Origin of the sequence: Pseudomonas sp. NFACC13-1 (assembly GCF_900104425.1) — a bacterium.
Taxonomy (GTDB): Bacteria; Pseudomonadota; Gammaproteobacteria; order Pseudomonadales; family Pseudomonadaceae; genus Aquipseudomonas; species Aquipseudomonas fluorescens_AA.
This window is the reverse complement of the sequence record NZ_FMXV01000013.1, coordinates 1,815-28,286: the sequence shown is the minus strand read 5'-3', so window position 1 is coordinate 28,286 and position 26,472 is coordinate 1,815. Positions and strand designations below refer to the sequence as shown.

The following is a 26,472-nucleotide window of genomic DNA, read 5'->3' as shown; positions in this document are numbered from 1 at the left end:
CCACTAAATCGGTCCGGCTAAGTCGGAAAAGGGTTGCAGCCCACTCAACAACCCGACCAGACCGTGCAACGGCACGGGCAGCCAGGCGGGGCGATTCTCGGCTTCATAGGCCACTTCATAGGCCGCCTTCTCCAGGCCGAACAACGCCAGCGCGGCGTCTTCGCCTTCAGCATCCTTCCACTCATGGGCAAGACTAGCTGCCGCCAGCCGATATGCCTCGACAAATGCCCGGCGGGCCTCTTTCAAATAACGCTCGGCGACCCGTTGCCGCGCCGCATCGGCATCGGCCGTGCTGTCGACGGTATTCAAGTGGATCGCCATGGCCGCCGCATAATCGAAGGAACGCAACACGCCGCTGACGTCCTTGTACGGGCTGTGCTTGCCCCGTCGTTCATGCAATGGCCGCGCCGGCTCACCTTCGAAATCGATCAGGTAGGCGTCGCCCTTGATCACCAACACTTGGCCCAGATGCAGGTCGCCATGGACGCGGATACGCAAGCCACCGACGGCCTTGCCGGCCAACGCCTGGACATGGGCCAGGACGGTTTTCCTGTGCTCCAACAAACGTGCGACCATGGCCTGGTCCGCGGGGTTCAATTGGCTCTGGTTCTGCTTGAGCAGACGCAAGGCGTTTTCCACCTGGCCGGCCACGTCCTTGCCGATGGCCTGGGCTTCCTTGGCGTTGGTGGCCTGCGGCGCGAAGTCCGGGTCGTCGGTAGCCTGGGCCAGTACCCGGTGCATTTCTCCCAGGCGCTGGCCGAGCATGCCGGCGAAATCCTTCAGTTCGCCCAAGGCGTTGTAATGCTGCTCCTGCTCGGACACGGCGTCCGCCAGCTCATCGCGCAAGGCGCGTTCGAGGTTGTTCTGGGTCCACTCCCAGGCGTCGCCCTGATTGCTCAGGTAGCCCTGGGCGATCATCAGCAAGGCATCTTCACCTTCAGCATCGCGGCGAACCACCGAACCCAGCAGCGGTGAAATATTGCTGAAACCCGCGGCGGTCAGGTAGGCGCTCATTTCCAGTTCCGGGTGCACGCCCGAGGCCACCTTGCGGATCAGCTTGAGTACGAGGCTGCCCCCCACTACCACCGAACTGTTGGACTGTTCAGCGGACAGGTAGCGAACCTCCGGCTCGTCTCCCAGGTTCAATGCCGCCAGGCCTTCGGTCGGCTCGAAGCGCAACTCACCTTCGGCAAGTGGCAGCACCGTGGCAGTCTGCATGCTGTGCAGCACGGCACGCACGAAGCTTTCCAGGCTGAATGCATCGGTGATCAACCCCACCTGACGCCCCCGACGTACCCGCGACAAGGCCAGTTGCTGCGGCAAGGCCGCACCGACCTGGTCTTCGGCGAGCAAGCCGAACGGCAACTGATAACGCAGGGTCTGGCCGCCACTGGTGACATCGATTTCACTGAGGAGCACGGGGCGCTGCGGATCGCCGAAGCGCACGCCATAGACAATGTCGACCTTCTCGATCGCACTGTCCTTGCCGGCGAACCAGCGCCGGTTCTGCAACCAGCTGGGCAGGATGGTTTGCTCCAGCGTGGTGCGCGATGGCGCCTCGAGCAATTCTTCCAGGCGTTTTTTCAGTACCAGGGTGGTGAAGTCCGGCAGGCTCTGGGCCGGTTCCACGTGCCAGCTCGGCATCTGGTTTTCCGCCGCCAGGACGAACCAATAGAAACCGTACGGCGCCAGGGTCAGCAGGAAGTTCAACTGGCCGATGGGCGGGAACGCGTTGCCACCGAGCATCTCCACCGGAACCATGCCGGCGTAGACCGACAGGTCCAGTTCGGCGGCCTGGGCGCTGCGGGACACGTTGGCCACGCACAGGATGATTTCGTGCTTGCCGTCGGGGCCGGTGTATTCGCGGGTGTAGGCCAGGATCCGGCGGTTGCTGGGCGAGAGCATTTTCAGCGTGCCCCGGCCAAAGGCCTTGGACTGCTTGCGCACCGCCAGCATCCGCCGGGTCCAGTTGAGCAACGAATGCGGGTCGCCGGCCTGGGTCTCGACGTTGACCGACTGGTAGCCGTACTGCGGATCCATGATCGGCGGCAGCACCAGGCTGGCCGGGTCGGCGCGGGAGAAGCCGCCGTTACGGTCGATGGACCATTGCATCGGCGTACGCACGCCATCGCGGTCGCCCAGGTAGATGTTGTCGCCCATGCCGATTTCATCACCGTAGTACAACGTCGGCGTGCCAGGCATCGACAACAGCAGGCTGTTGAGCAACTCCACGCGACGACGATCGCTCTCCACCAGCGGCGCCAGGCGCCGGCGAATCCCCAAGTTGATGCGCGCCCGACGGTCGGCCGCGTAGTAATTCCACAGGTAGTCGCGCTCCTTGTCGGTGACCATCTCCAGGGTCAATTCATCGTGGTTGCGCAGGAAAATCGCCCACTGGCAATTGGCGGGGATCTCCGGGGTCTGGCGCAGGATGTCGGTGATCGGGAAACGGTCTTCCTGGGCCAGTGCCATGTACATGCGCGGCATCAGCGGGAAGTGGAAAGCCATGTGGCATTCGTCACCGTTCATCCCTTGGGCGTCGACATCACCGAAGTACAACTGGGTGTCTTCCGGCCACTGGTTGGCTTCGGCCAGCAGCATGCGGTCAGGATAGTTGGCGTCGATTTCGGCACGGATCAGTTTCAGGACGTCATGGGTCTCGGGCAGGTTTTCATTGTTGGTGCCGTCGCGCTCGATCAGGTACGGGATGGCGTCCAGGCGCAGGCCGTCGATGCCCATGTCCAGCCAGTAGCGCATCACCGACAACACGGCCTTGATGACCTGAGGGTTGTCGAAGTTGAGGTCGGGCTGGTGGGAGTAGAAACGGTGCCAGAAGTATTGGCCCGCCACTGGGTCCCAGGTCCAGTTGGACTTTTCGGTGTCGAGGAAGATGATCCGCGTGCCGTCGTACTTGTGGTCGTCATCGGACCAGACATAGAAGTCCCGCGCCTTCGAACCCGGCTTGGCCTTGCGCGCGCGCTGGAACCAGGGGTGTTGGTCCGAGGTGTGGTTGATGACCAGCTCGGTGATGACCCGCAGGTTGCGCTTATGGGCTTCGGCGATGAACCGCCGCGCATCGGCCATGGTGCCGTAGTCGGGGCTGACGCCACGGTATTCGGCGATGTCATAACCGTCGTCGCGCCGGGGGGAAGGATAGAACGGCAGCAACCAGATGGTGTTGACGCCCAAGTCGGCGATGTAGTCGAGTTTCTCGATCAGGCCGGGGAAATCGCCGATCCCGTCGTTATTGGAGTCGAAATAGGATTTAACGTGGACCTGGTAAATCACCGCGTCCTTGTACCAGAGCGGATCCTTGATGAAGGTGGCAGACCGGGGTTTCTTCGCCATTTGCAACTCCTGATAATTCATTAAAGCCGCGGGATACAGGCTTGAGCGGTCTTTTTATGGGGTGAGGCCTGCGCTTTGTGGGAGCAAAGCTTGCTCGCGATACAGGCGCCTCGCCCCCTCAGGGGACCCGCCCCCTCTTCAGCGCAGGCAAGCCTTGCTCCCACGGCGTCACGCCACGCTGATCCGCCAAATCCCGAACGGCTGGTACGCCGGATCGATGCGCATGAACTGGTACTTGCCGTACCAGGTCCAGCGATGCCCGTTCATCAAATCCTCGCCTTGGGTCTGGGCGTCGTCGGGCAGGCCCATTTCCCACAACGGCAATTCGAAACTGGCTTCCTGCGGGTTGTGCGGATCAAGGCTCACCGCCACCAGGATGAAATTGCTGCCGTCGGCGGTGCGCTTGCCGAAATAGAGAATGTTGTCGTTCCACGCGTTGTAGATTTTCAGGCCCAAGTGGGTATGCAGCGCCGGGTTCTGTCGGCGGATGCGGTTGAGCTGGGCGATCTCGGCAATGATGTTGCCCGGCGCGGTGAAGTCGCGAGGACGGATCTCGTATTTCTCCGAATCGAGGTATTCCTCTTTGCCCGGTACCGGGGCCGATTCGCACAGTTCGAAGCCCGAATACATGCCCCACAGGCCCGAACCCATGGTTGCCAGGGCTGCGCGGATCAAGAAGCCCGGGCGCCCCGACTCATGGAGAAAGGCCGGGTTGATGTCTGGCGTGTTGACGAAAAAGTTCGGCCGGTAGCATTCACGCCAAGGCGACTCGTTGAGCTCGGTGAAGTAGGTGGCCAGCTCGGCCTTGGTGTTGCGCCAGGTGAAATAGGTGTAGCTCTGGGAATAACCGACCTTGCCCAGTCGCGCCATCATGGCCGGGGTGGTGAACGCTTCAGCCAGGAAGATCACTTCGGGGTATTGGGCCCGGACATCGGCGATCAGCCATTGCCAGAACGGCAGTGGCTTGGTGTGAGGGTTGTCGACGCGAAATATCTTCACGCCTTCCTCGACCCAGCCCACCACGATGTCCCGCAGTTCCAACCACAGGCTGGGAATCGCATCGGCCGCGTAGAAATCGACGTTGACGATGTCCTGGTATTTCTTCGGCGGGTTTTCCGCGTATTTGATCGTGCCGTCCGGCCGCCAGCTGAACCAGCCCGGGTGCTGCTTGAGCCAGGGGTGGTCCTGGGAACACTGGATCGCGAAGTCGAGGGCAATCTCCAGGCCGTGCTGCGCGGCGGCCGCCACCAGGCGCCGGAAATCTTCACGGCTGCCCAATTGCGGGTGAATGGCCTCGTGCCCGCCCTCCTCGCTGCCGATGGCATAGGGGCTGCCCGGGTCGTCGGGACCGGCCGTGAGGGAATTGTTCGGACCTTTGCGGAAACTGCGACCGATGGGGTGGATCGGCGGGAAGTACAGCACGTCGAACCCCATGTCCTGGATTACCGGCAGGCGCGAATGCACGTCATTGAACGTGCCATGGCGCTGGGGATCGTCGGTGATCGAGCGGGGAAACAGCTCATACCAACTGGCAAACTCGGACAGCTTGCGCTCCACATCCAATGGATATTCGGGGCTGATGCTCAAGTAAGGTCGATGATCGGCCAGGGACATCAGGTCGGCACTGCGCGGTGCCAGGAACAGCGCCACCTGCTCCGTCGGCAACAGGCCGGAAAGCTCGTGGTGCAAGGCCGCCAGTTGCTCGCTCAGTTCCCCTGTGCTGCGCTCGACGGCCATTTGCACTTGGTTGCGTCCTTCCTGCAACTCCAGGCTGATCGGCACCCCGGCACCGAATTTCTTCTCCAGCTCGTAGCGGAAACTGGCGAACTGATCGATCCAGGCCTCGATGCAGAAGACATAGCGACCTTGCTCCGGCACGTTGAACTGGCCGCGCCAGCCGTTATTGCCCAGGTCGCTCATGACCTCGCTGTTCCACAGCTCATCCTGCAGCGAACGCCAGCGAATGCGCACCGCCAGCTTGTCGTGACCGTCGGCGAACACTTTACTGGTCACCGTCACGTCCTGCCCGGCCACGGCCTTGGCGGCAAATTGCCCGCCGTCGATCACCGGCATGGTGTTTTCAATCGCGATACGCGGTAACAACAAGGCTTGAGACAACGGCAAATGCGGGTTATAGGCCAGGTCAGACGGGTGTTCAGCAGTCATCGAGCATCGCTCCTTTTACGCCCCATGGACGCGCTTGTGGCGGTAAAGGCCCAACGGGTCCCTGAAAAAAACTCACTTAAACTCCGAACCGGGGCGACGGCTAAAAGTTCAGCGGGATTTACCCTCGATGTATCCGGGATCAAACCCGGTACAGGATGGTCAACAACCATAAGCACGACTCAAGCCATGTGCGTTACGGAGACCCGTCCCGATGAATATTCCCATTCCGGCCGAAACACCCGATCCGAACATTGACGACCCCACCTTGCCCCCGCCCGGTCCTGATCCGGAACCGATTCCAGAGAAAGACCCGCCGCTGACCCCACAACCGCCCAAGGGTGACCCGCCCAGCGAGGCGCCGCCGGAGCGGGTTTGATTCAACGACTCGGTGCCAATCCCTGTGGGAGCGAGCTTGCTCGCGATAGCGGAGTGTCAATCAGCATAGTGGCTGGCTGATCCTCCGCCATCATCGGAACGCCGCTCGGAGCGAGCGTGCTCCCACAGGTCTTATGTTCAGGCGGATGGCTTGTCGCCCTTCTCCAGTGCCCGAACAATGACCGGCATCACACTGAAGATCACCAGGGCCAACACCGTACTGAGTAACGCAGTCGCTTCCCGGCCCAGCCCGGCGGCGACGCCAATGGCCGCGGTCATCCACAGGCCAGCGGCGGTGGTCAGGCCCTTGACGTGGCCTTCGTCGCCGGCGTTGTTTTTCAGGATCGTGCCAGCCCCCAGAAAACCGATGCCGGCGACCACCCCTTGTATCACCCGGCTCATGGCGTCGGCCTGGGACCCGGACATCTGCGGCACCAATACGAACAACGCCGCCCCCAGTGCCACGAGCATGTGGGTCCGCACGCCGGCAGCCTTGCCCTTGTGTTCGCGCTCGAAGCCCAGGATGCCGCCCAACAGCGCGGCCATGACCAGCCGCACCGTGACCCGGGTCATCTGCTGGGCATCGGTGATGTCGGCGAATTCCGCCTGCAGGGTTATCCAGACTTCATGCCACCAGGCTTCCATGGACCGTCCTCTTTCTCATTGGATAGACGATGGACCGCAAGCGAAGCCAGAGGTGCGCCCGACCGCTGATCAGCCACAACGAACCCTGGCCAGCGGTTGGAACCTAATACTCAGGACATTCAGGAAGGAGCGACGTCATGCTTGAGCGAATCGACAAAGACAATACCTGCCATATCAAAACCCTCAACGGAACCAAGCTGCGCCCCGCCAGCGAGTTGGTCATCATCACTGACCCGGACAAGGCCATGTCAGCCGTGGAGGTCAATGGCGACCGGATCTATATCACCGAAGCCGAGGCCGATGCACTGACCGTGGCCGGCGCAGTCGACGGGCGCAAGCACCTGAAGGCCAGCGACAGCGGCTCGGCGATCTGACGCCACCCACCAACTGCGACCTGTACGAACTGCGTAGGAGCTGTCGAGCGAAGCGAGGCTGCGATCTTTCCATTCCTCATTGAGTCCAAAGCGAAAGATCAAGATCAAAAGATCGCAGGCTTCGCCAGCTCCTACAGAGCCCAACGCGAGCAAGGTGTTGTTCGCTCGCCCCCCGATGCATCAAAGTGTCGCAGCGCCTGGGCTTCGCGGCATCTGATCCGGTTTTTATCGAAACACCTGAGTCTGTTATGCAAACAGTTCCATGGTCATAGTGCGCCGGCCAGATAGAGGCTGATGAGCGACCGACCATGAGCGATAGAATCCCCGTCCAGTTGATACAGACGTTCGAACCTGCGCCGACGAAGATCAAGGCCAGGACCACCGACAACCTGATCCACACCCGTAGCTTCACCGGTTTGTTCCGCACCTTGCGCATCAGCGGTGCGGGGGTTCTGTTCCTGCTGTTCTTTGGCACGGTGTGGTTGAACTGGGGTGGCCGCCAGGCGGTGCTCTGGGACCTTTCCGAAAGCAAATTCCATATTTTTGGTGCGACCTTCTGGCCCCAGGACTTCATCCTGCTGTCGGCCCTGTTGATCATCGCCGCCTTCGGCCTGTTTGCGATCACCGTGTTTGCCGGTCGCGTGTGGTGTGGCTACACCTGCCCGCAGAGTTCCTGGACATGGCTGTTCATGTGGTGCGAGAAAATCACCGAAGGCGAACGCAACCAGCGGATCAAGCTGCAAGCGGCCCCCTGGGGCCTGAACAAACTGTTGCGCCGTAGCGCCAAGCACAGCTTGTGGCTGGCCATCAGCCTGCTCACCGGCCTGACGTTCGTGGGTTACTTCACGCCGATCCGTCCCTTGGCCGAAGAGCTGCTGACCCTGCAGATCGGCGGCGTCAGCCTGTTCTGGGTACTGTTTTTCACCGCCGCCACCTACCTCAACGCCGGCTGGCTGCGGGAAGCGGTGTGCATGCACATGTGCCCCTATGCACGCTTTCAGAGCGTGATGTTCGACAAGGACACGTTGACCATTTCCTACGACACGGCCCGTGGCGAAATCCGTGGCCCGCGCAAACGCGAGGTGAAGCCGGCCAATATTGGCCTGGGCGACTGCATCGACTGCCAGATGTGCGTGCAGGTCTGCCCCACCGGCATCGACATCCGCGACGGCTTGCAGATGGAATGCATCGGCTGCGCGGCGTGCATCGACGCCTGCGACTCGATCATGGACAAGATGGGCTACGCCCGTGGCCTGATCAAATACACCTCGGAACATCAATTGCAGGGGGGCAAGACTCACCTGCTCAGGCCTCGGCTGATCGGCTATACCGCCGTGCTGCTGGTGATGATCGGCGCGCTGGCCCTGGCCCTGGTGCAACGGCCCATGGTGTCGCTGGATGTCAGCAAGGACCGTGGCCTGTTCCGCGAAAACAGCGCAGGCCAGATCGAGAACATCTACAGCCTGAAAATCATCAACAAGACCCAGCAACGCCAGGACTATCACCTGTCCCTGGTGGATGGCGACGAATTCGTCCTCCAAGGCAAGACCCAACTGAGCCTGGCGCCAGGGGAAATCGTCGATGTGCCGGTGTCGGTGGCGATGCTCAGCGAGCGGCCTCGCAGCGGCTCTCAGGAAATGACCTTCAAGGTGGCCGACAACGATGAACCCGGCATCTACAGCCTGGCCAAGAGCCGTTTTGTCGCGCCGATGAATCGTTGAAGCTTAAGATGCCGGGCGCCCTGTGGGAGCGAGCTTGTGGGAGCAAGGCTCCCCACAGTTTAAAAAGCGCAAACCATGTGTCACTCAAGACTGGGCCCGCCATGAAACGCTATGAAAAATTCGCCGACGACATCGCTGAACTGATCCGCTCCGGCATGCTGGGGCCCGGCCAGCGCGTGCCCTCGGTGCGTTATGCCAGCCAGACCTACGGCGTCAGCCCGTCCACCGTGTTCCAGGCCTATTACCTGCTGGAGCGACGCGGCCTGATCCGCGCCCGGCCGCGCTCGGGCTATTTCGTCAACACCCATGCGCCAAGCCCGTTTTCCGAGCCGGCCATCAGCACCCAACTGCACGAGTCCACCGAAGTGGACGTCAGCGAACTGGTGTTTTCGGTGCTGGACTCGATCAAGGACCCGGCCACCGTACCGTTCGGATCGGCGTTCCCCAGCCCGCTGCTGTTTCCGTTGCAACGCTTGTCGCGCTCGCTGTCCAGCGCCACACGGGACATGGACCCACGGGTAGTGGTCACGGACATGTCGCCAGGTAATCCACAATTGCGCCGCCAGATCGCCTTGCGCTACATGGTGGGCGGGTTGATGCTGCCCATGGAAGAACTGCTGGTCACCAACGGTGCCCTGGAAGCCTTGAACCTGTGCCTGCAAGCCGTGACCGAGCCCGGCGACCTGGTGGCGATCGAGGCACCGGCGTTCTACGCCTGCCTGCAAGTGCTGGAACGACTCAAGCTCAAGGCCGTGGAAATTCCCGTCCATCCACGCGACGGCATCGACCTGGAGGTGCTGGAACAGACCCTCGAACGCCATCCGATCAAGGCCTGCTGGTGCATGACCAGTTTCCAGAACCCCCTCGGCGCGACCATGCCCGAGGAAAGGAAAAAGGCCCTGGTGGAGCTGTTGCGCCGCCACCAGGTGCCGTTGATCGAAGATGACGTGTACGCCGAGCTCTATTACGGCCAGCAGGCCCCCAAACCCGCCAAGGCGTTCGACACCGAAGGGCTGGTGATGCATTGCGGTTCGTTCGCCAAGAGCCTGGCCCCGGGCTATCGCATCGGCTGGGTCGCCGCCGGGCGCTATGCGCAGAAAATCGAACGGCTCAAACTCATGACCTCGCTATGCGCCTCGATGCCGGCCCAGGCCGCCATCGCCGACTACCTGCAGCACGGCGGCTACGACCGTCACCTGCGCAAACTGCGCTACGCCCTGGAAGAACAGCAAAGCGCGATGCTGAGCGCCATCGCCCGTTATTTCCCGGCCCAGACCCGGGTCAGCCAGCCGGCGGGCGGCTACTTCCTGTGGCTGGAGCTGCCGGAGCAGATGGATTCGCTGAAACTGTTCCAGATGGCCCTGGCCCAAGGCATCAGCATCGCCCCGGGGCCGATCTTCTCACCGACCCGGCGTTTCAGGAATTGCATTCGCTTGAACTACGGCAGCCCATGGACCGAGGCCTCGGAAAAAGCCATGGAGACGCTGGGGCGGATTATTCGGTCGTTTTGATAGGGATTGTCGGTAAGGACGCCATCGCGAGCAAGCTCGCTCCCACATTGGAACATCGTCCCCTGTGGGAGCGAGCTTGCTCGCGATGGGGCCAGGCCAGACAACCCAGGGCTCAGGGCTCAGCGCCCACCGCCCAGGTCCACGAACGTCCCGGTCGCATACGAAGCCTTGTCCGACAGCAGCCAGATAATCGCCTCGGCGACTTCATCCGGACGACCGCCCCGGGCCATGGGAATCGCCGATTCCAGTTTGCTGACCCGGTCCGGGTCGCCGCTCAGGGCATGGAAATCGGTGTAGATGTAACCCGGGCGCACCGCGTTGACGCGAATGCCTTCGCCGGCCACTTCTTTGGACAGGCCGACGGTGAAGGTGTCCAGCGCGCCCTTGGAGGCCGCGTAGTCGATGTACTCGTTGGGGGAGCCCAGGCGAGCGGCCACGGACGAAACGTTGACGATGCTGCCGCCCTGCCCGCCATGCCGGGGCGACATGCGCAGCACCGCGTGCTTGGCGCAGAGAATCGGGCCCAGCACGTTAGTCTTCATAATCTTGAGAATGCGGAATTCGGACATTTCATCGAGCCGGGCTTTCTGGGCAACCGTCCCGGCATTATTCACCAATGCCGTGACACGCCCCAGCTCGGCATCCACCCGGTTGAACAGGCCGATCACTTCGTCCTCGATGCTCACATCGGCGCGCACGGCAATCGCCTGTGCGCCCTTGGCCCGGACCTGTTCGAGCACCTCTTGCGCGGCGCTTTCATCGGACTGGTAGTTGATGCAGATCCGATAGCCCAACTCGGCAGCCAACAGCGCCGTGGCCGCCCCGATTCCGCGGCCGCCACCGGTGATGACGATGACTTTATCCACGCTTGCTTCTCCCATTCCACGGATAGACGTCCGGCCCAAGGATAGCGTTCACGTCACGCTTTGCACAAACCGCTGCGCCTACCGGGCCAAGGCGCGCAGATCCAGGCGTCCGTCCAACAATGGCGGGCACCAGTAATAGCCGCCGGTGATCGGTCGGCTCATGCGGTACAGGCCGTCGGTGATGCCGTCTTCCAGGCCGCTCATGCGCCGCAATTGGGCCTCGAAGGCATCGAGGGAGAAACCGAACGCCAGGAACATCAGCCCTGCACGGTCGCCTTCGATCCAGGGCATGGACCGACGGACCACGAATGCCTCCGGGGCAAAGCTTTCCTGGGCGGTGCGCTTGACGTGGGCCGATTCCGGCGCGTCGTCGATTTCTTCGTTGTCGCTCAGGCGCCGGCCCATGATGTTGTCGCGCTCATGGGGCTGCATCGCCGCGAAACCGTCCAGGTCGTGTTGCCACTGCTGGATCGCGGCGAAACTGCCACCGCGCACCCCGTCGGCGCCCTGGGCCAGGGCGGCGGCGATGGCCGCTGCGTCGTGGGGGTTTTCGGTGCCGTCTTCATAGCCGGTCAAGTCATGGCCGGTCATGTGGCGGAAAGTTTCGTTCATCTGCACCAGGCGCAGCGCCGGGGCCAGCGCCGCTTCGATGGCGCGGCTGCGGTGCATCAGCTCGCCGCGGTCTTCACCGTGCAGCCAGCACCACAGGGCATGTTGGGTCGAGGGGTTGTCCACGCCTACGCCGGCCAACGCCGGAAAAGCCCGCAGGCCAGCGACCTGGGCACCCAGCGCCTGGACCAGCGATTCGCCAAAGCCGATCACGGCCCGGCCATCGAGCAACAACAGGAGTTTGTCTAGCGCAGCCGGCAATGCCTCGACCGATTCCAGGGCAAAAAACAAATGACGGGCCTGAGGCGGAACAGGGGTGGCGAGAATGCCGGGCTGGTAGTAACTCATGTGAACTCCTTCAGAAAGAGCCACGAGTTTACCCGGCGGCTGCCGCTTTGTGTGGTTTGGCTTGAGGTCCGGTCGCGTCGGGCAACCCGAGCGTTTTGTGGGAAGGTTCCCGTGGCCCCGTCAGACAACTCAGAAACATCCCCCCGGCCCGATGGCCTCGGATTGCCGGGGCGCCAAAAACGCCCTAGATTGAGCCCCCTCCAGGAAGGCCAACGAGAACGCTGCACCATGCCAATTGCCAGATCGATACTCGCCGGGATTTTTTTCCTGGTCTGCGGGACGTCCGTAAGCTTTGCCCAGGAACGCATTGAAGACACGGTCAATGCCGTCATCCAGCCCTTGATGAAACAACAGGACATCGCCGGCATGGCCGTGGCGATCACCTACAACGGTCAACGCCATTATTTCAACTACGGCGTGGCCTCCAAGGACACGAAAAAGCCGGTCACCGACCAGACCCTTTTCGAAATCGGCTCGGTCAGCAAGACCTTCACCGCCACCCTCGGCGCCTATGCCCAGGCCCAGGGCAAACTGTCCCTGGCGGATCCGGCCAGTCGCTTTGCGCCCGAGCTGCGCGGCAGCGCCATGGAGGGCACCCGCCTGCTCGACCTTGCCACCTACACCGCCGGCGGCCTGCCCTTGCAGTTTCCCGACGAGGCGGATCATCCGGACCGGATGTTCAGTTACTACAAGAACTGGAAACCGCTCTACCCGGCCGGCACCCAGCGGCTCTATTCAAACCCGAGCATCGGCCTGTTCGGCTACCTGGCGGCCCGCAGCCTGGGGCAGCCATTTGATGAGGTGATGGAACGCACGCTGATGCCAGGGCTGGGCCTCAAGCACAGCTATGTGCAGGTGCCGCAGGATCAGATGGGCCGATACGCCCAAGGCTATGCAAAGGACGGCAAGCCCGTGCGAGTCGGTGCCGGCGCACTGGATTCCGAAGCCTACGGGGTCAAGACCAGTTCAACGGACCTGATTCGTTTCGTCGAGGCCAACCTGCGACCTGAAAAACTGGACGCAAGCCTGAAGCAAGCCATCGCCACGACGCATACGGGTTTCTACAAGGTTGGCGGAATGAATCAGGGGCTGGGCTGGGAGTTCTACCCCGCCCCGTTCACCTTGGACGACCTGCTCGCCGGCAACACACCGCAGATGGCCCTGGCCCCACAAAAAACCGAACCTCTCGAGCCGCCCCGCCCGGCGCCGGACGGCGCCTGGATCAACAAGACCGGATCCACCAACGGTTTCGGCGCGTACGCAGCGTTCGTGCCCGGGAAGGACATGGGAATCGTCCTGCTTGCCAACAGGAACTATCCGATCGAGGAACGGGTGAAGGCGGCACACCGGATCCTGATGGCGATGGGTGGCCAATAGCCTGTAGGAGCTGCCGAAGGCTGCGATCTTTTGATCATTCGCTTCCGACTCAATTGCCTGGAACAAGATCGCAGCCTCGTTGCACTCTTCAGCTCCTACATAGCGCAACCCAGCGGGAGCAAGCTCCCTCGCTCGTCGTTACTGGAAATCAATCATCCAGCGGCTTCGCCGGCCCCGCCGGCTTGGTTGCCTTGCCAGGCTTGGTGCCTTTCGCATCCTTGGCCGGTGCGGGCTCCGGCGCGGGAGGTGGCGCCGGGGGCGTCGCTTCTTTTTCCGCGGCGGGGAGTTTATCGACGGTGTCAAAGAGGTCTTTCAATTCGATCGCCCCGGAATGTTCAAGCTTCTTTTCCCCGTCCTTGCCCACCAGGATGATCTTGGTCTGGGCCCCGGCGCCCAGCTTGAGGGAGCGGATCAGCGCCATGGTGCTTTGCGGGTCCAGGTCCTTGCCATCGCGCTGCCCAATGGTATTGAGCACGGTGTAGAGCACCATGTTGCGCTCGGAAAACCCCTGTTTGCCCGCCGGCTCATCCAAGGCCTTTTTCAGGCTGACCCAGGCCGGGTCGACCGTGCTGGGCGCGATGACGATCAGGGGACGTGCCCTGCCTGCATCCGCCACCAAAGGTGAGTCGCCATCGGCAGCGAACAGGGGGCCGGCGATGGCCAGCAAGGTAGCGAAGGTCAACGACCGAATGAGCATGCGCCTCTCCTTTTGATATTTACGCTGTACTGATTGCACAGGGCGGCGATTGTTCCGCGAGAGTCGCTCAATACTGCGCCTGCCTGCCTTGAAGCTTAGGCCAGGGGGATCATTGCGCAACCGTGAGGAGCGTTCGGCGCGAGAGTTGGGACCTGGGCCACTGTGGGAGCGAGCTTGCTCGCGATAGCGGCATGACAGTCACATCGAAGTCGACGGTTCGATCGCTATCGCGAGCAAGCTCGCTCCCACATTGGACCGGTGTGATCGTTCTAGAACGCCAGCTTGAACCCGATCATCGCCAGCATCACCGCCAGACAGGGGCGCAGCAGCTCGTCGGAGATACGCCCCGACAAATGACTGCCCAGGTAGATTCCCGGCAACGAACCGACCAGCAGGAAACCCAGGATGTGCCAGTCCATGTTGCCCATGCTCGCATGACCCAGGCCAGCGACCAGGGTCAGCGGCACGGCGTGGGCGATCTCGGTGCCCACCAGGCGCTTGGTGACCAGGAACGGGTAGAGAATGAACAGCGCGACTGTGCCCAGGGCGCCGGCGCCAATGGACGTCAACGCGACCATCGTCCCCAGCACGAGACCGGTGATGACCGTCAGCACATTGAGACGCGTGCCAGAGGGGTTGTAGTGACCGCCAGCGCGGTCGTGGGCGAATTGCAACAGACGCTTCTTGAACAGGATTGCCAGGGCCGTGGCGAACAACACGAAGCCCAAGGCTTGCTTGATCACCGCGTTCATGGCGTCGGGCGAGCTGTGCAGGCTGCTGAGGAACCACAAGGTCAAGCCGACCGCCGGCACGCTGCCCAACGTCAACCAGCCGGTGATGGCCCAGTCGATGTTGCGGTTCTTGGCATGGACCAACACGCCGCCAGACTTGGTAATGGCCGCATACAGCAGGTCCGTACCCACCGCCGTCGCCGGGTTGATACCAAACCACAACAGGATCGGGGTCATCAGCGAACCACCACCGACGCCGGTCATTCCAACGATGAAGCCGACCACCAGGCCCGCAACGACTAAACCGACATTACCGAAATCCATTAAACCCGTCTCAACACGACCGCGTGAAAAATCTGGCCGCGAGCATAGCGATTTTTCTTATAACTCCCTATATCGATATGATCTATCTTTATTCCCTTTTCGCCTCTAATCACTGAACCGGCAGGAAATTGAGGAACAGCAGGCTCTGGGCATAATTCAAACCGATACGCCGGTAGCGCTCGTCGAGCATCTGGGTCAGCAGGTCCAATCGAGCGACAATTTTCCCGAACTCGACGGCGAAACTCAGATTGCTGCCCTCCTCGGAAATCTCATTGGAAAACAGCATCGGCTTACCGTCCTTGTTCTGCCGCTGGCTAAGCAGCCAGGTGGCTTTTTCGATATTGCGCGCCGCATTGCTGACAAAACGCGGGTCGATGGTGTCGGTCATGTAGAACTCGAGGCGATTGCCATGAGCGGTGACCAGCATGCTGCCGATGGCATAGATGAACGCCCCGACCCGATCACCGAGAAACTCCGGGCTCATGGCGTAGCTCAGGGCGGCCAGGTCCTTCTTGCCACCCAGGGTCGGCAAGGGTTGTTGCTGCTCGATGGCCATGCGCACCTGTTTTTCCGCGGTTCGGGCGTCGAGAAAGCCGGATTTGCGTAGCTCCTCGGGGTTGCGCAGATAAAGCTTGCTCATCAGCAGGTAGAGGCTTTGCAGGTTGTCGTGCATGGCCAGCGTCGCCATGCGGTCGACACTGGTCTGCAAGAACTCCTGGGGCCTGGCATTGCTGAACTGCGTCACCATGTCCTGCCCCTGTTGATGGCTGCAGCCACCGCTGAACAGCATCGCCACACCGACCAACCCTGCCATGCAGGCACGGCGCAACCACGTCACAGAAGAAAAAACACCGGCCATCGAGTCTCAATCTGGGCAGGGGAAGCGATGGGAGTCGCCGCTTCCAGGCCATGGATAGAGCGGAAAAAATCGCAAAAGTGCAGTGGACAGAGAAAATCCTCGATCTTTAGCAGAGTCTTTTTTGTCTAATTAGTCTTACTTTTTAATTGATAAATCTTCATTTATGGCTATAAATCCCTTTTCATCCTTCAAATAGAAAGACTACTAGACACAAAAGCCTTCATCGCTGTCCGACCAGTAACGGACTCGACCCGCGTTAAAACAACAACAAAACAACAGGAAGGAAGGTCACCATGCTTGAATCAAAACAACTGCTCACGGCCCTCGGAGTGTCTCTGATGATCGCCACCTCGGCTTCCCAGGCTGCCGGCCTGACCAATGAACGCGGAGCGTTCGGCAAGACCGACGACGGCACCGCGGTGGAAAAATTCGTACTGCGCAACAGCCATGGCATGGAGGCTACGGTCATTACCTATGGCGGCATCCTCCAGTCATTGAGCGTGCCGGACAAAAACGGCAAGGTCGCCGACATCGTGCTCGGTTTCGACGATGTACAGGGTTACCAGAAGAATGGCAGCGTGTATTTCGGCGCGACCATCGGCCGTTTCGGCAATCGCCTGGCCGACGGGGCTTTCGAGCTGGATGGCAAGCGTTACCAAGTGCCGCAGAACGACCATGGCAATTCCTTGCACGGCGGGCCGCAAGGGTTCGACAAACGTGTCTGGAAGGCCCAACCCCATAATGCCAAGGACTCGGTGGGTGTCACCCTGACCTACCTGTCACCCGATGGCGAGATGGGCTTTCCCGGTGCACTGAAAACCGACGTCACCTACAGCCTCAACGAACAGAACGAGTTGCGCATCGAGTACAAGGCCACCACCGACAAGCCCACGGTGCTGAACCTGACCAACCACAGCTATTTCAACCTGGCCGGCGCGGGTAACGGCGACATACTCGAGCAGGTCGCGACCCTGCACGCGGCCCACTACACGCCGGTCACCGGTAAACTCATTCCCACCGGCGAGCTGGCCCCGGTGGCCGGCACACCGATGGATTTCACCCAACCCACCGCCATCGGCACCCATATCAAGGCTGATCACCCACAGCTCAAGTTCGCCGAACCGAAACAGGGCGGCTTCGACTTCAACTGGGCACTGGACGCCAAGGGCGATGTGAAAAAACTGGCGGCCGAGGTGTATGACACGGAGTCCGGACGACGCCTGCAGCTGTACACCACCGAGCCTGGCGTGCAGTTCTACACCAGCAACTTCCTCGATGGCACCGTCAAGGGCAAGCAAGGCAAGGTCTATCCGCATTGGGGCGCGTTCACCCTGGAAACCCAGCACTACCCCGACTCGCCAAACCAGCCGAACTTCCCTTCGACACGACTTGATCCGGGCCAGACCTACACCCAGACCATGGTGTTGAAATTCTCCGCGAAGTAACCCTCCGCCGAATCGTTCCCATGCTCTTGTGGGAGCGAGCTTGCTCGCGATAGCGGTGTCTGCGTGTGATGATGCTGGATGGGCCGACGCCTTCGCGAGCAAGCTCGCTCCCACGGGTTCGTGCTGAGTTCGGATGCTGCGGGCTCGCGCAGAGCATGGGAACGCTCCATGCGGGAACGCTTGGTCTATCCTGCTGCCACACGTCAAAGCAAAAAACAGGAGATAGACATGAGGACGCTGGAATTGGCGGGTGTGTCCGTACCGGTAATCGGCCAGGGCACCTGGCGCATGGGTGAAGAACCGTCCCATCACAAGAAAGAAGTCGCGGCCCTGCGGTTGGGGATCGAACTGGGCATGACCCTGATCGACACGGCGGAGATGTATGCCGAAGGCGGTGCCGAGACCGTCGTTGGCGAAGCGATCACCGGCCTGCGCGACCAGGTGTTCCTGGTGAGCAAGGTCTATCCCCACAACGCCAGTCGCAAAGGCATCCCCCTGGCCTGCGAACGCAGCTTGCGCCGGCTCGACACTGATTACATCGACCTTTATCTGTTGCACTGGCGCGGGCAGTACCCCTTGGCAGAAACCGTCGAAGCGTTCGAACGCCTGCGCGAAGAAGGCAAGATCGGCCGTTGGGGTGTGTCGAACTTTGACGTCGATGACCTCGAGGAGCTGGCCTCGCCGGCTTGCGCCACCAATCAGGTGCTGTACAACCTGCAGCAACGCGGCATCGAATTCGACCTGCTGCCCTGGTGCCAGCAACGGCGCATGCCGATCATGGCTTACTGCCCGGTCGGCCAGGGCGGGCACCTGCTCACGGATCACACCCTGGGAAAAATCGCCGAACGCCATCGGGCAACACCCGCGCAGATCGCACTGGCCTGGTTGCTGCGCCAGGACAATGTGATCGCCATCCCCAAGGCCGTGAAACCTGAACATGTGCGCCTGAATGCCGAAGCGGCCAGCCTCAGGCTCGAGCCTCAGGACCTGGCCGCCCTGGACCTGATATTTCCCCAGCCCCAGGGCAAGCAGCGGTTGGCGATGGTGTAGGAGCTGTGTAGGAGCTGTCGAGTGCAACGAGGCTGCGATCTTTCCCCTAACACTTGAATCTCAAGCGAAAGATCAAAGATCAAAAGATCGCAGGCTTCGCCAGCTCCTACACAGCCCAGCGGGAGCAAGCTCCCTCGCCACAAAGGCATCCAGCCAATAACAGGACCTCCTGTCAGAACAACCCCATCTGCCCCCCCACCAACGTCGAAAAATCATCATCCACAAACGGCAGGATCGCATCCGCCACCGGCTGCAGTTGTTTGGTCACGTAGTGGTCGTAATCGATTGGCGCACTGCGAATTTCCAGCGGCTCGGGGCCTGCGACGGTGATGACGTAGCTGATCCAGCCGCCATTCTGGTATTGCCGCGGACGGCCCTGGCGCTGGTTGAATTCATCGGCCAGCCGCGCGGCCCGCACGTGAGGTGGAACGTTGCGCTCGTAATCTTCCAGCGGCCGTCGCAGGCGCTTGCGGTAGACCAGCCGATCGTCGAACGCACCGGCCAGGGTCTGCTGCACATAATCGCGCACATACTCCTGGTAGGGCTGGCGGTGGAAGATCCGCCCGTACAACTCCTGCTGGAACTGCCGGGCCAGCGGCGACCAGTCGGTACGCACGGTCTCCAGGCCTTTGTAGACGATTTCATCGTTGCCGTCGGCGCGGGTCACCAGCCCGGCGTAGCGTTTCTTGCTGCCCTCCTCGGCCCCCCGGATGGTCGGCATCAGAAAGCGCGTGAAGTGCGTTTCGAACTGCAGCTCCAGCGCGCTCTCCAACCCGAATTCGGCACGCACCTGCTCGCGCCACCATTGGTTGACGTGTGCCACCAACTCGCGACCGATCCTGGCCGCTTCCTCCTGACCGTGGGGACGACGCAACCAGACGAACGTGGAGTCGGTATCGCCATAGATCACCACATGGCCCTGGGCTTCGATCAACTGGCGGGTACGCTGCATGATCTGGTGGCCGCGCAGGGTGATGGACGAGGCCAGGCGCGGATCGAAGAAGCGACAACCACTGGAGCCGAGCACGCCATAAAAGGCGTTCATGATGATTTTCAACGCTTGGGACAGCGGCGCATTGTGTTCGCGCTTGGCGGTCTCCCGGCCTTCGGAGACCCGCGCGACGATGGCCGGCAGGCAATGTCGAGAACGGGAGAAGCGTGCCCCGCGAAAACCCGGCACCGACTCGCGGTCATCCGGGTGACGCAGCCCTTCGATCAAGCCCACCGGGTCGATCAGGAAGGTGCGGATGATCGACGGATACAGGCTCTTGTAGTCCAGCACCAGCACCGACTCGTAGAGCCCCGGCTGGGAATCCATGACAAAACCACCCGGGCTGGCCTCGGGCGGACGCTGGCCGAGATTGGGGGCAACAAAACCCTGGCGGTGCATCAGCGGCATGTACAGGTGCGTGAAGGCCGCCACCGAACCGCCGCTGCGGTCCGCTGGCAGGCCGGTGACGCTGGCCCGCTCCAGCAGGAACTTGAGCAGTTCGGTCTTGGCTAAGATCCGCGTCACCAGCTCGCAGTCCTTGAGGTTGTAGCGGGCCAGGGCCGGCTTGTCCTCGGCGAACATGCGGTTGATCTCGTCCATGCGCTGGTACGGGTTGTCGATGGACTTGCCCTCTCCCAGCAGCGTCTGGGCGACGTTTTCCAGGCTGAACGACGGGAAGCTCCAGGTCGCCGAGCGCAGGGACTCGATCCCGTCGATGATCAGCCGACCGGCCGCCGAGGCGAAAAAATGGTTGTTGCGCGCGCCGTGCTCGCGCCATTGCATTTCTTCGCCACCGCGGCCCAGGCGCAACGGCACCGCCAGCCGCCGGGCATGTTCATGCAGCACCCGCAGGTCGAATTGCACCAGGTTCCAGCCAATGATCGCGTCGGGGTCGAAACGGGCGAACCAGTCGTTGAGTTTCTTCAGCAGCAGTGTGCGCGATTCGCAGTATTCCAGCTGGAAATCCACGCCGCTATCGTCGCCATTAGGTGGCCCGAGCATATAGACCTGGCGCTCGCCGCAGCCTTCCAGGGCAATAGAATACAAATCGCCCTGGGCGGTGGTTTCGATGTCCAGGGACACCAGGCGCAACGATGGACGGTAGTCGGGCGCCGGTTTCATCTGGGTATCCACCAGCAGGCCATCGGCGGCCGGCGTACCGCCGAACCACACCGGGGCGGTGATGAAGCGCTCCATCAGGTAGCGCTCCGGCGGCCGGATGTCCGCTTCGAACACCTCCACACCGGCGCGGCGCAAGGTGCCGTCCAGGCGCATCAGTTGGGCGTGTTGCTGGCAATACAGGCCCAGCACCGGGCGATGCTCGAAATCCAGCAGGTCCAGGGGGCGTAGCTCTACCTCCTTTTCCCCTTGCAGCAAGGCTTCGAGCTGGCCGCGCTGGATCTGCGGCACGAAGGCCACCGATGTCTGCACCGGCAGGCGCACGCGCCGGGGACCGGCATCGGTCGCCAGCCAGAACTCGACTTCGGTGCCGGCCGGGGTGTCGCGCCAATGCCGGGTCAGGACGAAGCCCTGCTGTAAATCCACCGCTGAAACCTCGAATTTTGCGTAGGCGACGATTCTACCTGTGGCGAGGGGACTTCACCCGCTCAACTGACATGCTCTTGTGGCGAGGGCGCTTGCTCCCGCTGGAGCACGCCCGTAGGAGCTGTCGAGTGCAACGAGGCTGCGATCTTCCCCAGACACTTGAGTTTCAAGCGAAAGATCAAAAGATCGCAGGCTTCGCCAGCTCCCACAGAAGCCCAGCGGGATTAAGCGCCCTCGCCACAGTAGTGCACGGCCTCATAGTGAGGGTGAATTGAGCAGTCATGACGCTTTTGGACGATTGGCCGCCGCTTTACCGCTTGCTCTGCGCCGTTGGGTCTACGATGCTTTAACAACCAGCAAAAACAACACCCCGACCCGAGGCTTCCCCATGAAAACCGTCGCGCAGTTGCTCCGGCTAAAAGACGATAAGAACCAGCAAGTGCACACCATCTCACCGGACGACATGGTATTGCAGGCCCTGATGCGCATGGCCGAGAAGAACGTCGGCGCCTTGCTGGTGGTGAAGGACGAAAAAGTGCTGGGGATCATCAGCGAGCGCGACTATGCACGCAAAATGGTCCTGCACGGTCGCTCATCCGTGGGCACGAAAGTGAGCGACATCATGGTATCCCCCGTGATCACCATCGACCCGCACCAGAATGTCGAGACCTGCCTGAGCATCATGACCGACAAGCACTTGCGACATTTGCCAGTGGTGGAAGACGGCAAGCTTGTCGGCCTGCTGTCCATTGGCGACCTGGTCAAGGAAGCCATCGCCGAACAGGCCGACCTGATCCGACAACTGGAGCAATACATTCGCGGCGAATGATCCTTTCCATCGGGTTGCTCATTCCCGACACACTTCTATATTGAAGGGGTTGTTCCTGCGAGCATCCCGATGGCCGCCACCGACCGACTGATCATTTGTGAACATTGCGATGCGGTGTACGAGCCGGTTGTGCTCGCCCCGCATCAAAAGGCCACGTGCGTGCGCTGCCACGCGGTGATCCAGCGCTACAACGGCCTGACCGTCGAACAGCGCCTGGCCTTGAGCGTGACGGCCGCGGTGCTGTGGGCTTTCGCCAACCTCTACCCGGTGATGAGCATCCGTCTCCAGGGCCTGAGCAACAGCGCGACGTTGTGGGATTCCATCGTGGCGCTGAGCCAGGGCCCCATCACCTTCATCGCCCTGGTGACAGCGGTGGCGATCATCGTTGCACCGGCCTTCCAACTGGCGCTGCTGCTCTGGGTACTGGGCCATGCCTACCTCCAGCGGCGGGCGCCAGGGTTCAGCCTGTGCATGCGCAGCCTGGAAACCCTGCGACCCTGGAGCATGCTGGAGGTGTGCCTGCTGGGCGCGCTGGTGGCAGTGATCAAGCTCGCCGGCCTGCTGGATGTGCTCCCGGGTATCGGCCTGTTCGCCCTGGCGGCCTTGAGTCTGCTGATGATCCGTATCGCCGGGCGCGATGTCCGCGACCTGTGGGACACCCCATGAACGGCCAGCCGCAGGACACCCCGCCAGAGGCCCGCGACCTGGACCTGTGCCTGTGCCACAGCTGCGGCCTGGCCTGCGACATGGCCGACGGCCCCCAGACCTGCCCGCGTTGCGACGCCGCCCTGCACCGCCGCAAACCCGACGCCATCACCCGCACCTGGGCCTACATGCTCGCGGCGCTGGTGTTCTACATCCCGGCCAACCTGCTGCCGGTCATGAACACCCGGATGCTCGGCGAAGGCGCCGACAGCACCATCATCAGTGGTGTCATCGAGTTCTGGCAAAGCGGCGCCTGGGACATCGCGCTGATTATCTTCATCGCCAGCATCGCGGTGCCCGGCATCAAGTTCGTGGTACTGACCCTGCTGCTGGTGACCGTACAACGACGCAGCACCTGGGCCCAGGTCCAGCGGGCGAAGCTGTACCGGCTGGTGGAAGTCATCGGCTATTGGTCGATGCTCGATGTGCTGGTGGTGGCCCTGGTGGCCGCCCTGGTCAAGTTCCAGGCACTGAGCGATATCGAGCCACGACCGGGTATCCTGTTCTTCGGCCTCGTGGTGCTGTTCACCATGCTGTCGGCCATGAGTTTCGACCCCCGCCTGATCTGGGACACTCAACCATCCGAGGAGGTCATGGATGAAGTCGCAAGCCACTGACGGGCAACAACCCGTCCCCGGCCGGGCCCACGTCACAACCCGCCGCTGGACGGTGTCGCTGGTATGGATCGTGCCGATCATCGCGGTGCTGGTGGGGGTTTCCCTGGTGGTCCACAACTGGCTGCAGGAAGGCCCGACCATCACCATCACCTTCAAGACCGGCCAGGGCCTGACCGCCAACAAGACCCAGGTGAAATACCGCAACGTGGTCATCGGCCAGGTCACCGACGTGCAACTGAGCCAGGACCAGAAGAACGTCACCGCCACGGTCAAGCTCGCCAAGACCGCCGACACCTTCACCCACGAAGACTCGGTGTTCTGGGTCGTACGGCCGCGCATCGGGGCCGGTGGGATCTCGGGCATCGACACGCTGCTGTCCGGTGATTTCATCGGTGCCGACGCCGGGCAGTCGAAAGTACGCGCCAAATCCTTCACAGGGCTGGAGAACCCGCCGCCGATCACTTATGGCGAACCGGGCAAGCGCTTCACCCTGCACGCCCAGGACCTCGGTTCGCTGGACATCGGCTCGCCGGTGTACCTGCGCAAGATCCCGGTGGGCCAGGTGGTGTCCTATGCCTTGGACGCCGACGGCAAAGGCGTCAACATCGACGTGTTCATCAACGCGCCCAACGATGTGTATGTCACCGAAAACACCCGGTTCTGGAACGTCAGCGGCGTGGACGTGAACGTCGGCGCCAATGGTTTCGCCGTCAAGACCGAATCGCTCTCGGCCTTGCTGCTGGGCGGCATCGCGTTCCGGGCACCGGAGTACAGCCCCAACGACACCGCCGCCAGCGAAGAAAAGACCTTCGAACTGTTTGCCGACCAGCAGAGCGCCCTCGCCCCGCCCGATGGCAAGGGCCAATACCTGGCCTTGCGTTTCGACCAGGCCCTGCGCGGGTTGCGCGTCGGTGCGCCGGTAGAGTTCCTCGGCGTGGAAGTCGGCAGGGTGGTGGCCATCAACCTCGATTTCGATGAGAAGCAACGCAGCTTTCCGGTCAACGTCGGTGTGGTGATCTACCCTCAGCGCCTGGGCAAGGCCCATGAAAAACTGCTCAAGTCGCTCAACCACGATCCTGAAGACGAAGCCGCCAGTGCCCGCCTGATGGGCAGCTTCGTCGAGCGCGGCCTGCGTGCCCAGGCCCGTAGCGGCAACCTGCTGACCGGGCAGTTGTACATTTCGCTGGACTTCTACCCCAAGGCCGAAAAAGTGGCCTTCGACCCCAGCGCCCGCCCCGTGCGTATCCCGACCCTCCCGGGCAGCCTCCAGCAATTGCAGGAACAACTGCAGACGATGGTCGAGCGAATCAACAAGCTGCCACTGGAGAGTATCGCCGGCAACCTGGATGGCAATCTGGTGGAGCTGCGCAAAGGCCTGGCCCAGTTCAACAGCAAGACCCTGCCAGGGGTGCAAAACACCTTGCAGGACGTCAGCAAGACCCTGCAATCGGCCAACTCGACCCTGGCCGAAGATTCACCCCAGCGCGAACAACTGACCCAGACCCTGGACGACCTGGGGCGCATGTCGCGCTCGCTGCGCGAGCTGTCGGACTACCTGAGCCGCCATCCCGAGTCGCTGCTTCGCGGTCGTCCCAAGGACGCACCGGCACAGAACCTCACATTGCCGGTGAAAGAATGAGTACAGGAGCCCGCCCCATGCCACTGACGCTGAAATTCACCCTGGTCGCCGTGGCACTGCTGCTCGGTGCCTGTCGCAGCGATCCGATTCATTACCACACCCTGAGCCCGGCTCAGCCGAAAGGCCCGTCACGCGCCGGCGTGGATATCCAGATCGAACAGGTGAGCGTCCCACCCCAGGTGGATCGCACCCAAATGGTCATTCGCCAGGGCAACAGCAGGTTGGCGATCCTGGAAACCGAATGGTGGGGCGCCAGCCTGGCAGATGAACTGCACAGCGCCTTGGACGAACAACTGAACAACCCTGGCGCGCCGAAATCATCGCTGCGGGTGGACGTGCAGCGCTTTGACTCGATCCCCGGCCGCTATGCCCGCATGGACGTGCAATGGCGCCTGCGCAACCTGGGTGGCGATACCCGCCCCCTCACCTGTCGCAGCAGCCTGCAAACGCCGGCGGGGGCCAGTATCGACGAACTGGTGACGGCGCATCAGCAGAACGTCCGGCAATTTGTCGACCTGGTTGAGCAGGCGGCTGTACGCAAGGCGTGTCCTTGACCCGTAGGAGCTGCCGAAGGCTGCGATCTTTTGATCTTTCGCTTGAGACTCCAGCGTTAGCGCAAAGATCGCAGCCTCGCTTCGCTCGGCAGCGCCTACGAAGGCCAATGCAACGACAGCATCGGTGCGACGCGCGGATGGTGGTCGATGCGCTCCAACAATCCGTAGAACGCCGGACGGGCGTTCAGCATTGCTTCCCGCGTGTTTCTCCACTTCGTGATCACGGCCGCCAGGATATCCATCGCCCCCGGCTCGGCACCGCCAAGGAAAGGCTGGGCCGGGAACTGATCGGCAAACAGCGCCCAGTTGCGGTACAGCCGTTGCTGGGTGCCCGCCACCAAGCGCTGCCGAGTCGCCTCATCCGCATCGTCCAGCCAGCGTTCCGGAAAATCGATGATGCCGATGGGCGTGTAGCAATTGGCTGCGATATAGACCAGCCCCCGTATGGCTTGCGCACGCTGGGTTGGGTCCTCAGGAAGCAGCTTCGAGGCCGGAAAGGTCAGCCCGAGGTGAATCAGGATCGCCGCCGCTTCGGTCAGCACCGAGCCGTCCGGCAACTGCAAGGTCGGGACCTGCTTCTGGGGGTTGAGTGCCTCGAGCGCTTTCGCCGCGTCGCTGTCCTGGGTCGAATAGGCATCCACCCGCCGATACGCCACATCACAAAGATCCAGGGCAATCTCCACCGCCGCGGAACCGGATTGCCTGTAACCGAATAACTGATACATGAACTTGCCTCCTGCCTGTGGGTTATCCGGTAGAGCCCACAGACCTGGCGGTGTTCCACCCGGAGGACGACGCGTACGTTGTGACTCAGCTTCGCTGGATCAACCGACATCGATGGGACTGACGAGCTATCACTGCCGTCGATGTTCACCATCATGCCAATGAAGTTCTCTTGATGATCGCCCGGGACAACAATGGCCCCACACAAACCACTGCACCCCCGGAGCACACCATCATGAAACGCCAAGTCATCCTCAGCCTCGCTTTCTCCGTACTGGCCGCCAACGTATTTGCCGCCTCCTCGCAACCCGTCGTCGCCGAAGGCGGTTCTGATCGCCTGATCGAAAACCGCGTCGCTGAAGGTGGTGCCGATCGCCTGCTGGAACGTCGCGTCGCCGAAGGTGGCTCCGATCGCCTGATCGA

The 26,472-nt window shown here is 61.9% G+C and carries 23 protein-coding genes; 13 read left to right on the top strand and 10 right to left on the bottom strand.

Going from position 1 to position 26,472, the window contains the following annotated elements; translation table 11 throughout:
• Positions 1-3 precede the first annotated feature (3 nt).
• Together treS and BLQ55_RS16930 are read right to left on the bottom strand one after the other, a co-directional pair.
• The gene (treS, locus tag BLQ55_RS16935; protein WP_092199182.1) at positions 4-3,348 is read right to left on the bottom strand and encodes a maltose alpha-D-glucosyltransferase; all 3,345 of its coding nucleotides are present in this window, start codon (positions 3,346-3,348) and stop codon (positions 4-6) included.
• A 168-nt stretch (positions 3,349-3,516) separates the two neighbouring features.
• Positions 3,517-5,514, bottom strand: coding sequence for an alpha-1,4-glucan--maltose-1-phosphate maltosyltransferase (locus BLQ55_RS16930; RefSeq protein WP_092199185.1), 1,998 nt, complete (start codon positions 5,512-5,514; stop codon positions 3,517-3,519).
• 211 nt (positions 5,515-5,725) lie between these two features.
• Here BLQ55_RS16930 and BLQ55_RS32190 point away from each other — a divergent pair, with 211 nt between their 5' ends.
• Positions 5,726-5,890 carry a hypothetical protein gene (locus BLQ55_RS32190; protein WP_170847569.1) on the top strand — a complete coding sequence of 55 codons (165 nt, stop codon included), beginning with the start codon at positions 5,726-5,728 and terminating at the stop codon, positions 5,888-5,890.
• A gap of 137 nt (positions 5,891-6,027) precedes the next feature.
• Here BLQ55_RS32190 and BLQ55_RS16925 read toward each other — a convergent pair whose 3' ends face one another.
• The gene (locus tag BLQ55_RS16925; RefSeq protein WP_092199188.1) at positions 6,028-6,534 is read right to left on the bottom strand and encodes an MgtC/SapB family protein; all 507 of its coding nucleotides are present in this window, start codon (positions 6,532-6,534) and stop codon (positions 6,028-6,030) included.
• Positions 6,535-6,671: 137 nt separating this feature from the next.
• Here BLQ55_RS16925 and BLQ55_RS16920 point away from each other — a divergent pair, with 137 nt between their 5' ends.
• From BLQ55_RS16920 to mapR, 3 genes are all read left to right on the top strand, one after another.
• Positions 6,672-6,908, top strand: coding sequence for a DUF3203 family protein (locus BLQ55_RS16920; RefSeq protein WP_092255271.1), 237 nt, complete (start codon positions 6,672-6,674; stop codon positions 6,906-6,908).
• Between the two features lie 308 nt (positions 6,909-7,216).
• Positions 7,217-8,629, top strand: coding sequence for a cytochrome c oxidase accessory protein CcoG (gene ccoG / locus BLQ55_RS16915; RefSeq protein WP_092255268.1), 1,413 nt, complete (start codon positions 7,217-7,219; stop codon positions 8,627-8,629).
• Between the two features lie 101 nt (positions 8,630-8,730).
• Positions 8,731-10,140, top strand: coding sequence for a GntR family transcriptional regulator MpaR (gene mapR, locus BLQ55_RS16910; protein ID WP_092199197.1), 1,410 nt, complete (start codon positions 8,731-8,733; stop codon positions 10,138-10,140).
• Between the two features lie 119 nt (positions 10,141-10,259).
• On the opposite strand, the gene BLQ55_RS16905 is transcribed toward mapR, so the two are convergent.
• Positions 10,260-11,006 (bottom strand): SDR family oxidoreductase, encoded by a 747-nt coding sequence (locus tag BLQ55_RS16905; RefSeq protein ID WP_092199200.1) that lies wholly within the window; start codon positions 11,004-11,006, stop codon positions 10,260-10,262.
• A 78-nt stretch (positions 11,007-11,084) separates the two neighbouring features.
• Positions 11,085-11,963 carry a Dyp-type peroxidase gene (locus BLQ55_RS16900; protein WP_092199204.1) on the bottom strand — a complete coding sequence of 293 codons (879 nt, stop codon included), beginning with the start codon at positions 11,961-11,963 and terminating at the stop codon, positions 11,085-11,087.
• A gap of 228 nt (positions 11,964-12,191) precedes the next feature.
• Here BLQ55_RS16900 and ampC point away from each other — a divergent pair, with 228 nt between their 5' ends.
• Positions 12,192-13,340, top strand: coding sequence for a class C beta-lactamase (ampC, locus tag BLQ55_RS16895; RefSeq protein WP_092255265.1), 1,149 nt, complete (start codon positions 12,192-12,194; stop codon positions 13,338-13,340).
• A 148-nt stretch (positions 13,341-13,488) separates the two neighbouring features.
• Here the strand turns inward: ampC and BLQ55_RS16890 are convergent, their stop codons facing one another.
• The 3 genes from BLQ55_RS16890 to BLQ55_RS16880 all read right to left on the bottom strand — a co-directional run bounded on the left by BLQ55_RS16890 (position 13,489) and on the right by BLQ55_RS16880 (position 15,906).
• Entirely contained in the window at positions 13,489-14,037 is a 549-nt protein-coding gene (locus BLQ55_RS16890; RefSeq protein ID WP_092199211.1) for a DUF4174 domain-containing protein, read from the bottom strand.
• A 269-nt stretch (positions 14,038-14,306) separates the two neighbouring features.
• A complete protein-coding gene (locus BLQ55_RS16885; protein ID WP_092255262.1) occupies positions 14,307-15,092 on the bottom strand; it encodes a sulfite exporter TauE/SafE family protein in 786 nt (261 codons plus the stop codon).
• 109 nt (positions 15,093-15,201) lie between these two features.
• Positions 15,202-15,906, bottom strand: coding sequence for a hypothetical protein (locus tag BLQ55_RS16880; protein WP_371128540.1), 705 nt, complete (start codon positions 15,904-15,906; stop codon positions 15,202-15,204).
• A gap of 338 nt (positions 15,907-16,244) precedes the next feature.
• On the opposite strand from BLQ55_RS16880, the gene BLQ55_RS16875 reads away from it, so the two are divergent.
• Both BLQ55_RS16875 and BLQ55_RS16870 read left to right on the top strand, forming a co-directional pair.
• Complete coding sequence (locus tag BLQ55_RS16875) at positions 16,245-17,396, top strand: aldose epimerase family protein (protein WP_092199220.1); 1,152 nt, start codon at positions 16,245-16,247, stop codon at positions 17,394-17,396.
• A 228-nt stretch (positions 17,397-17,624) separates the two neighbouring features.
• Positions 17,625-18,446, top strand: coding sequence for an aldo/keto reductase (locus tag BLQ55_RS16870; protein WP_092255256.1), 822 nt, complete (start codon positions 17,625-17,627; stop codon positions 18,444-18,446).
• A gap of 172 nt (positions 18,447-18,618) precedes the next feature.
• On the opposite strand, the gene BLQ55_RS16865 is transcribed toward BLQ55_RS16870, so the two are convergent.
• Positions 18,619-20,982: a DNA polymerase II gene (locus BLQ55_RS16865; RefSeq protein ID WP_092255253.1), complete on the bottom strand. Its 2,364-nt coding sequence runs from the start codon at positions 20,980-20,982 to the stop codon at positions 18,619-18,621.
• A 388-nt stretch (positions 20,983-21,370) separates the two neighbouring features.
• On the opposite strand from BLQ55_RS16865, the gene BLQ55_RS16860 reads away from it, so the two are divergent.
• From BLQ55_RS16860 to BLQ55_RS16840, 5 genes are all read left to right on the top strand, one after another.
• Positions 21,371-21,811, top strand: a complete 441-nt coding sequence (locus BLQ55_RS16860; protein WP_060738251.1) for a CBS domain-containing protein — start codon at positions 21,371-21,373, stop codon at positions 21,809-21,811.
• 69 nt (positions 21,812-21,880) lie between these two features.
• A complete protein-coding gene (locus BLQ55_RS16855) occupies positions 21,881-22,477 on the top strand; it encodes a paraquat-inducible protein A (RefSeq protein ID WP_092199230.1) in 597 nt (198 codons plus the stop codon).
• The gene (locus BLQ55_RS16850) at positions 22,474-23,133 is read left to right on the top strand and encodes a paraquat-inducible protein A (protein ID WP_092199233.1); all 660 of its coding nucleotides are present in this window, start codon (positions 22,474-22,476) and stop codon (positions 23,131-23,133) included. Before BLQ55_RS16855 ends, BLQ55_RS16850 begins: the two co-directional genes overlap by 4 nt.
• On the top strand, positions 23,114-24,772 hold the full coding sequence (locus tag BLQ55_RS16845; protein ID WP_092199236.1) for a PqiB family protein: 1,659 nt from the start codon (positions 23,114-23,116) through the stop codon (positions 24,770-24,772). The genes BLQ55_RS16850 and BLQ55_RS16845 overlap by 20 nt, the downstream gene beginning before the upstream one ends.
• 17 nt (positions 24,773-24,789) lie before the next feature.
• The gene (locus BLQ55_RS16840) at positions 24,790-25,326 is read left to right on the top strand and encodes a PqiC family protein (protein ID WP_092255250.1); all 537 of its coding nucleotides are present in this window, start codon (positions 24,790-24,792) and stop codon (positions 25,324-25,326) included.
• Between the two features lie 95 nt (positions 25,327-25,421).
• Here BLQ55_RS16840 and BLQ55_RS16835 read toward each other — a convergent pair whose 3' ends face one another.
• A complete protein-coding gene (locus BLQ55_RS16835) occupies positions 25,422-26,051 on the bottom strand; it encodes a glutathione S-transferase family protein (RefSeq protein WP_092199242.1) in 630 nt (209 codons plus the stop codon).
• Positions 26,052-26,284: 233 nt separating this feature from the next.
• Here BLQ55_RS16835 and BLQ55_RS32545 point away from each other — a divergent pair.
• Positions 26,285-26,472 (top strand): hypothetical protein (locus tag BLQ55_RS32545; protein ID WP_305367284.1); only part of this gene is annotated, 188 nt, incomplete at its 3' end.

What these genes read in the sequence shown, in the direction of transcription:
- treS (WP_092199182.1), bottom strand. Translation starts at nt 3,348, where the DNA reads ATGGCGAAGAAACCCCGGTCTGCCACCTTCATCAAGGATCCGCTCTGG.
- BLQ55_RS16930 (WP_092199185.1), bottom strand. Translation starts at nt 5,514, where the DNA reads ATGACTGCTGAACACCCGTCTGACCTGGCCTATAACCCGCATTTGCCG.
- BLQ55_RS32190 (WP_170847569.1), top strand. Translation starts at nt 5,726, where the DNA reads ATGAATATTCCCATTCCGGCCGAAACACCCGATCCGAACATTGACGAC.
- BLQ55_RS16925 (WP_092199188.1), bottom strand. Translation starts at nt 6,534, where the DNA reads ATGGAAGCCTGGTGGCATGAAGTCTGGATAACCCTGCAGGCGGAATTC.
- BLQ55_RS16920 (WP_092255271.1), top strand. Translation starts at nt 6,672, where the DNA reads ATGCTTGAGCGAATCGACAAAGACAATACCTGCCATATCAAAACCCTC.
- ccoG (WP_092255268.1), top strand. Translation starts at nt 7,217, where the DNA reads ATGAGCGATAGAATCCCCGTCCAGTTGATACAGACGTTCGAACCTGCG.
- mapR (WP_092199197.1), top strand. Translation starts at nt 8,731, where the DNA reads ATGAAACGCTATGAAAAATTCGCCGACGACATCGCTGAACTGATCCGC.
- BLQ55_RS16900 (WP_092199204.1), bottom strand. Translation starts at nt 11,963, where the DNA reads ATGAGTTACTACCAGCCCGGCATTCTCGCCACCCCTGTTCCGCCTCAG.
- ampC (WP_092255265.1), top strand. Translation starts at nt 12,192, where the DNA reads ATGCCAATTGCCAGATCGATACTCGCCGGGATTTTTTTCCTGGTCTGC.
- BLQ55_RS16890 (WP_092199211.1), bottom strand. Translation starts at nt 14,037, where the DNA reads ATGCTCATTCGGTCGTTGACCTTCGCTACCTTGCTGGCCATCGCCGGC.
- BLQ55_RS16885 (WP_092255262.1), bottom strand. Translation starts at nt 15,092, where the DNA reads ATGGATTTCGGTAATGTCGGTTTAGTCGTTGCGGGCCTGGTGGTCGGC.
- BLQ55_RS16880 (WP_371128540.1), bottom strand. Translation starts at nt 15,906, where the DNA reads ATGGCAGGGTTGGTCGGTGTGGCGATGCTGTTCAGCGGTGGCTGCAGC.
- BLQ55_RS16875 (WP_092199220.1), top strand. Translation starts at nt 16,245, where the DNA reads ATGCTTGAATCAAAACAACTGCTCACGGCCCTCGGAGTGTCTCTGATG.
- BLQ55_RS16870 (WP_092255256.1), top strand. Translation starts at nt 17,625, where the DNA reads ATGAGGACGCTGGAATTGGCGGGTGTGTCCGTACCGGTAATCGGCCAG.
- BLQ55_RS16860 (WP_060738251.1), top strand. Translation starts at nt 21,371, where the DNA reads ATGAAAACCGTCGCGCAGTTGCTCCGGCTAAAAGACGATAAGAACCAG.
- BLQ55_RS16855 (WP_092199230.1), top strand. Translation starts at nt 21,881, where the DNA reads ATGGCCGCCACCGACCGACTGATCATTTGTGAACATTGCGATGCGGTG.
- BLQ55_RS16850 (WP_092199233.1), top strand. Translation starts at nt 22,474, where the DNA reads ATGAACGGCCAGCCGCAGGACACCCCGCCAGAGGCCCGCGACCTGGAC.
- BLQ55_RS16845 (WP_092199236.1), top strand. Translation starts at nt 23,114, where the DNA reads ATGAAGTCGCAAGCCACTGACGGGCAACAACCCGTCCCCGGCCGGGCC.
- BLQ55_RS16840 (WP_092255250.1), top strand. Translation starts at nt 24,790, where the DNA reads ATGCCACTGACGCTGAAATTCACCCTGGTCGCCGTGGCACTGCTGCTC.
- BLQ55_RS16835 (WP_092199242.1), bottom strand. Translation starts at nt 26,051, where the DNA reads ATGTATCAGTTATTCGGTTACAGGCAATCCGGTTCCGCGGCGGTGGAG.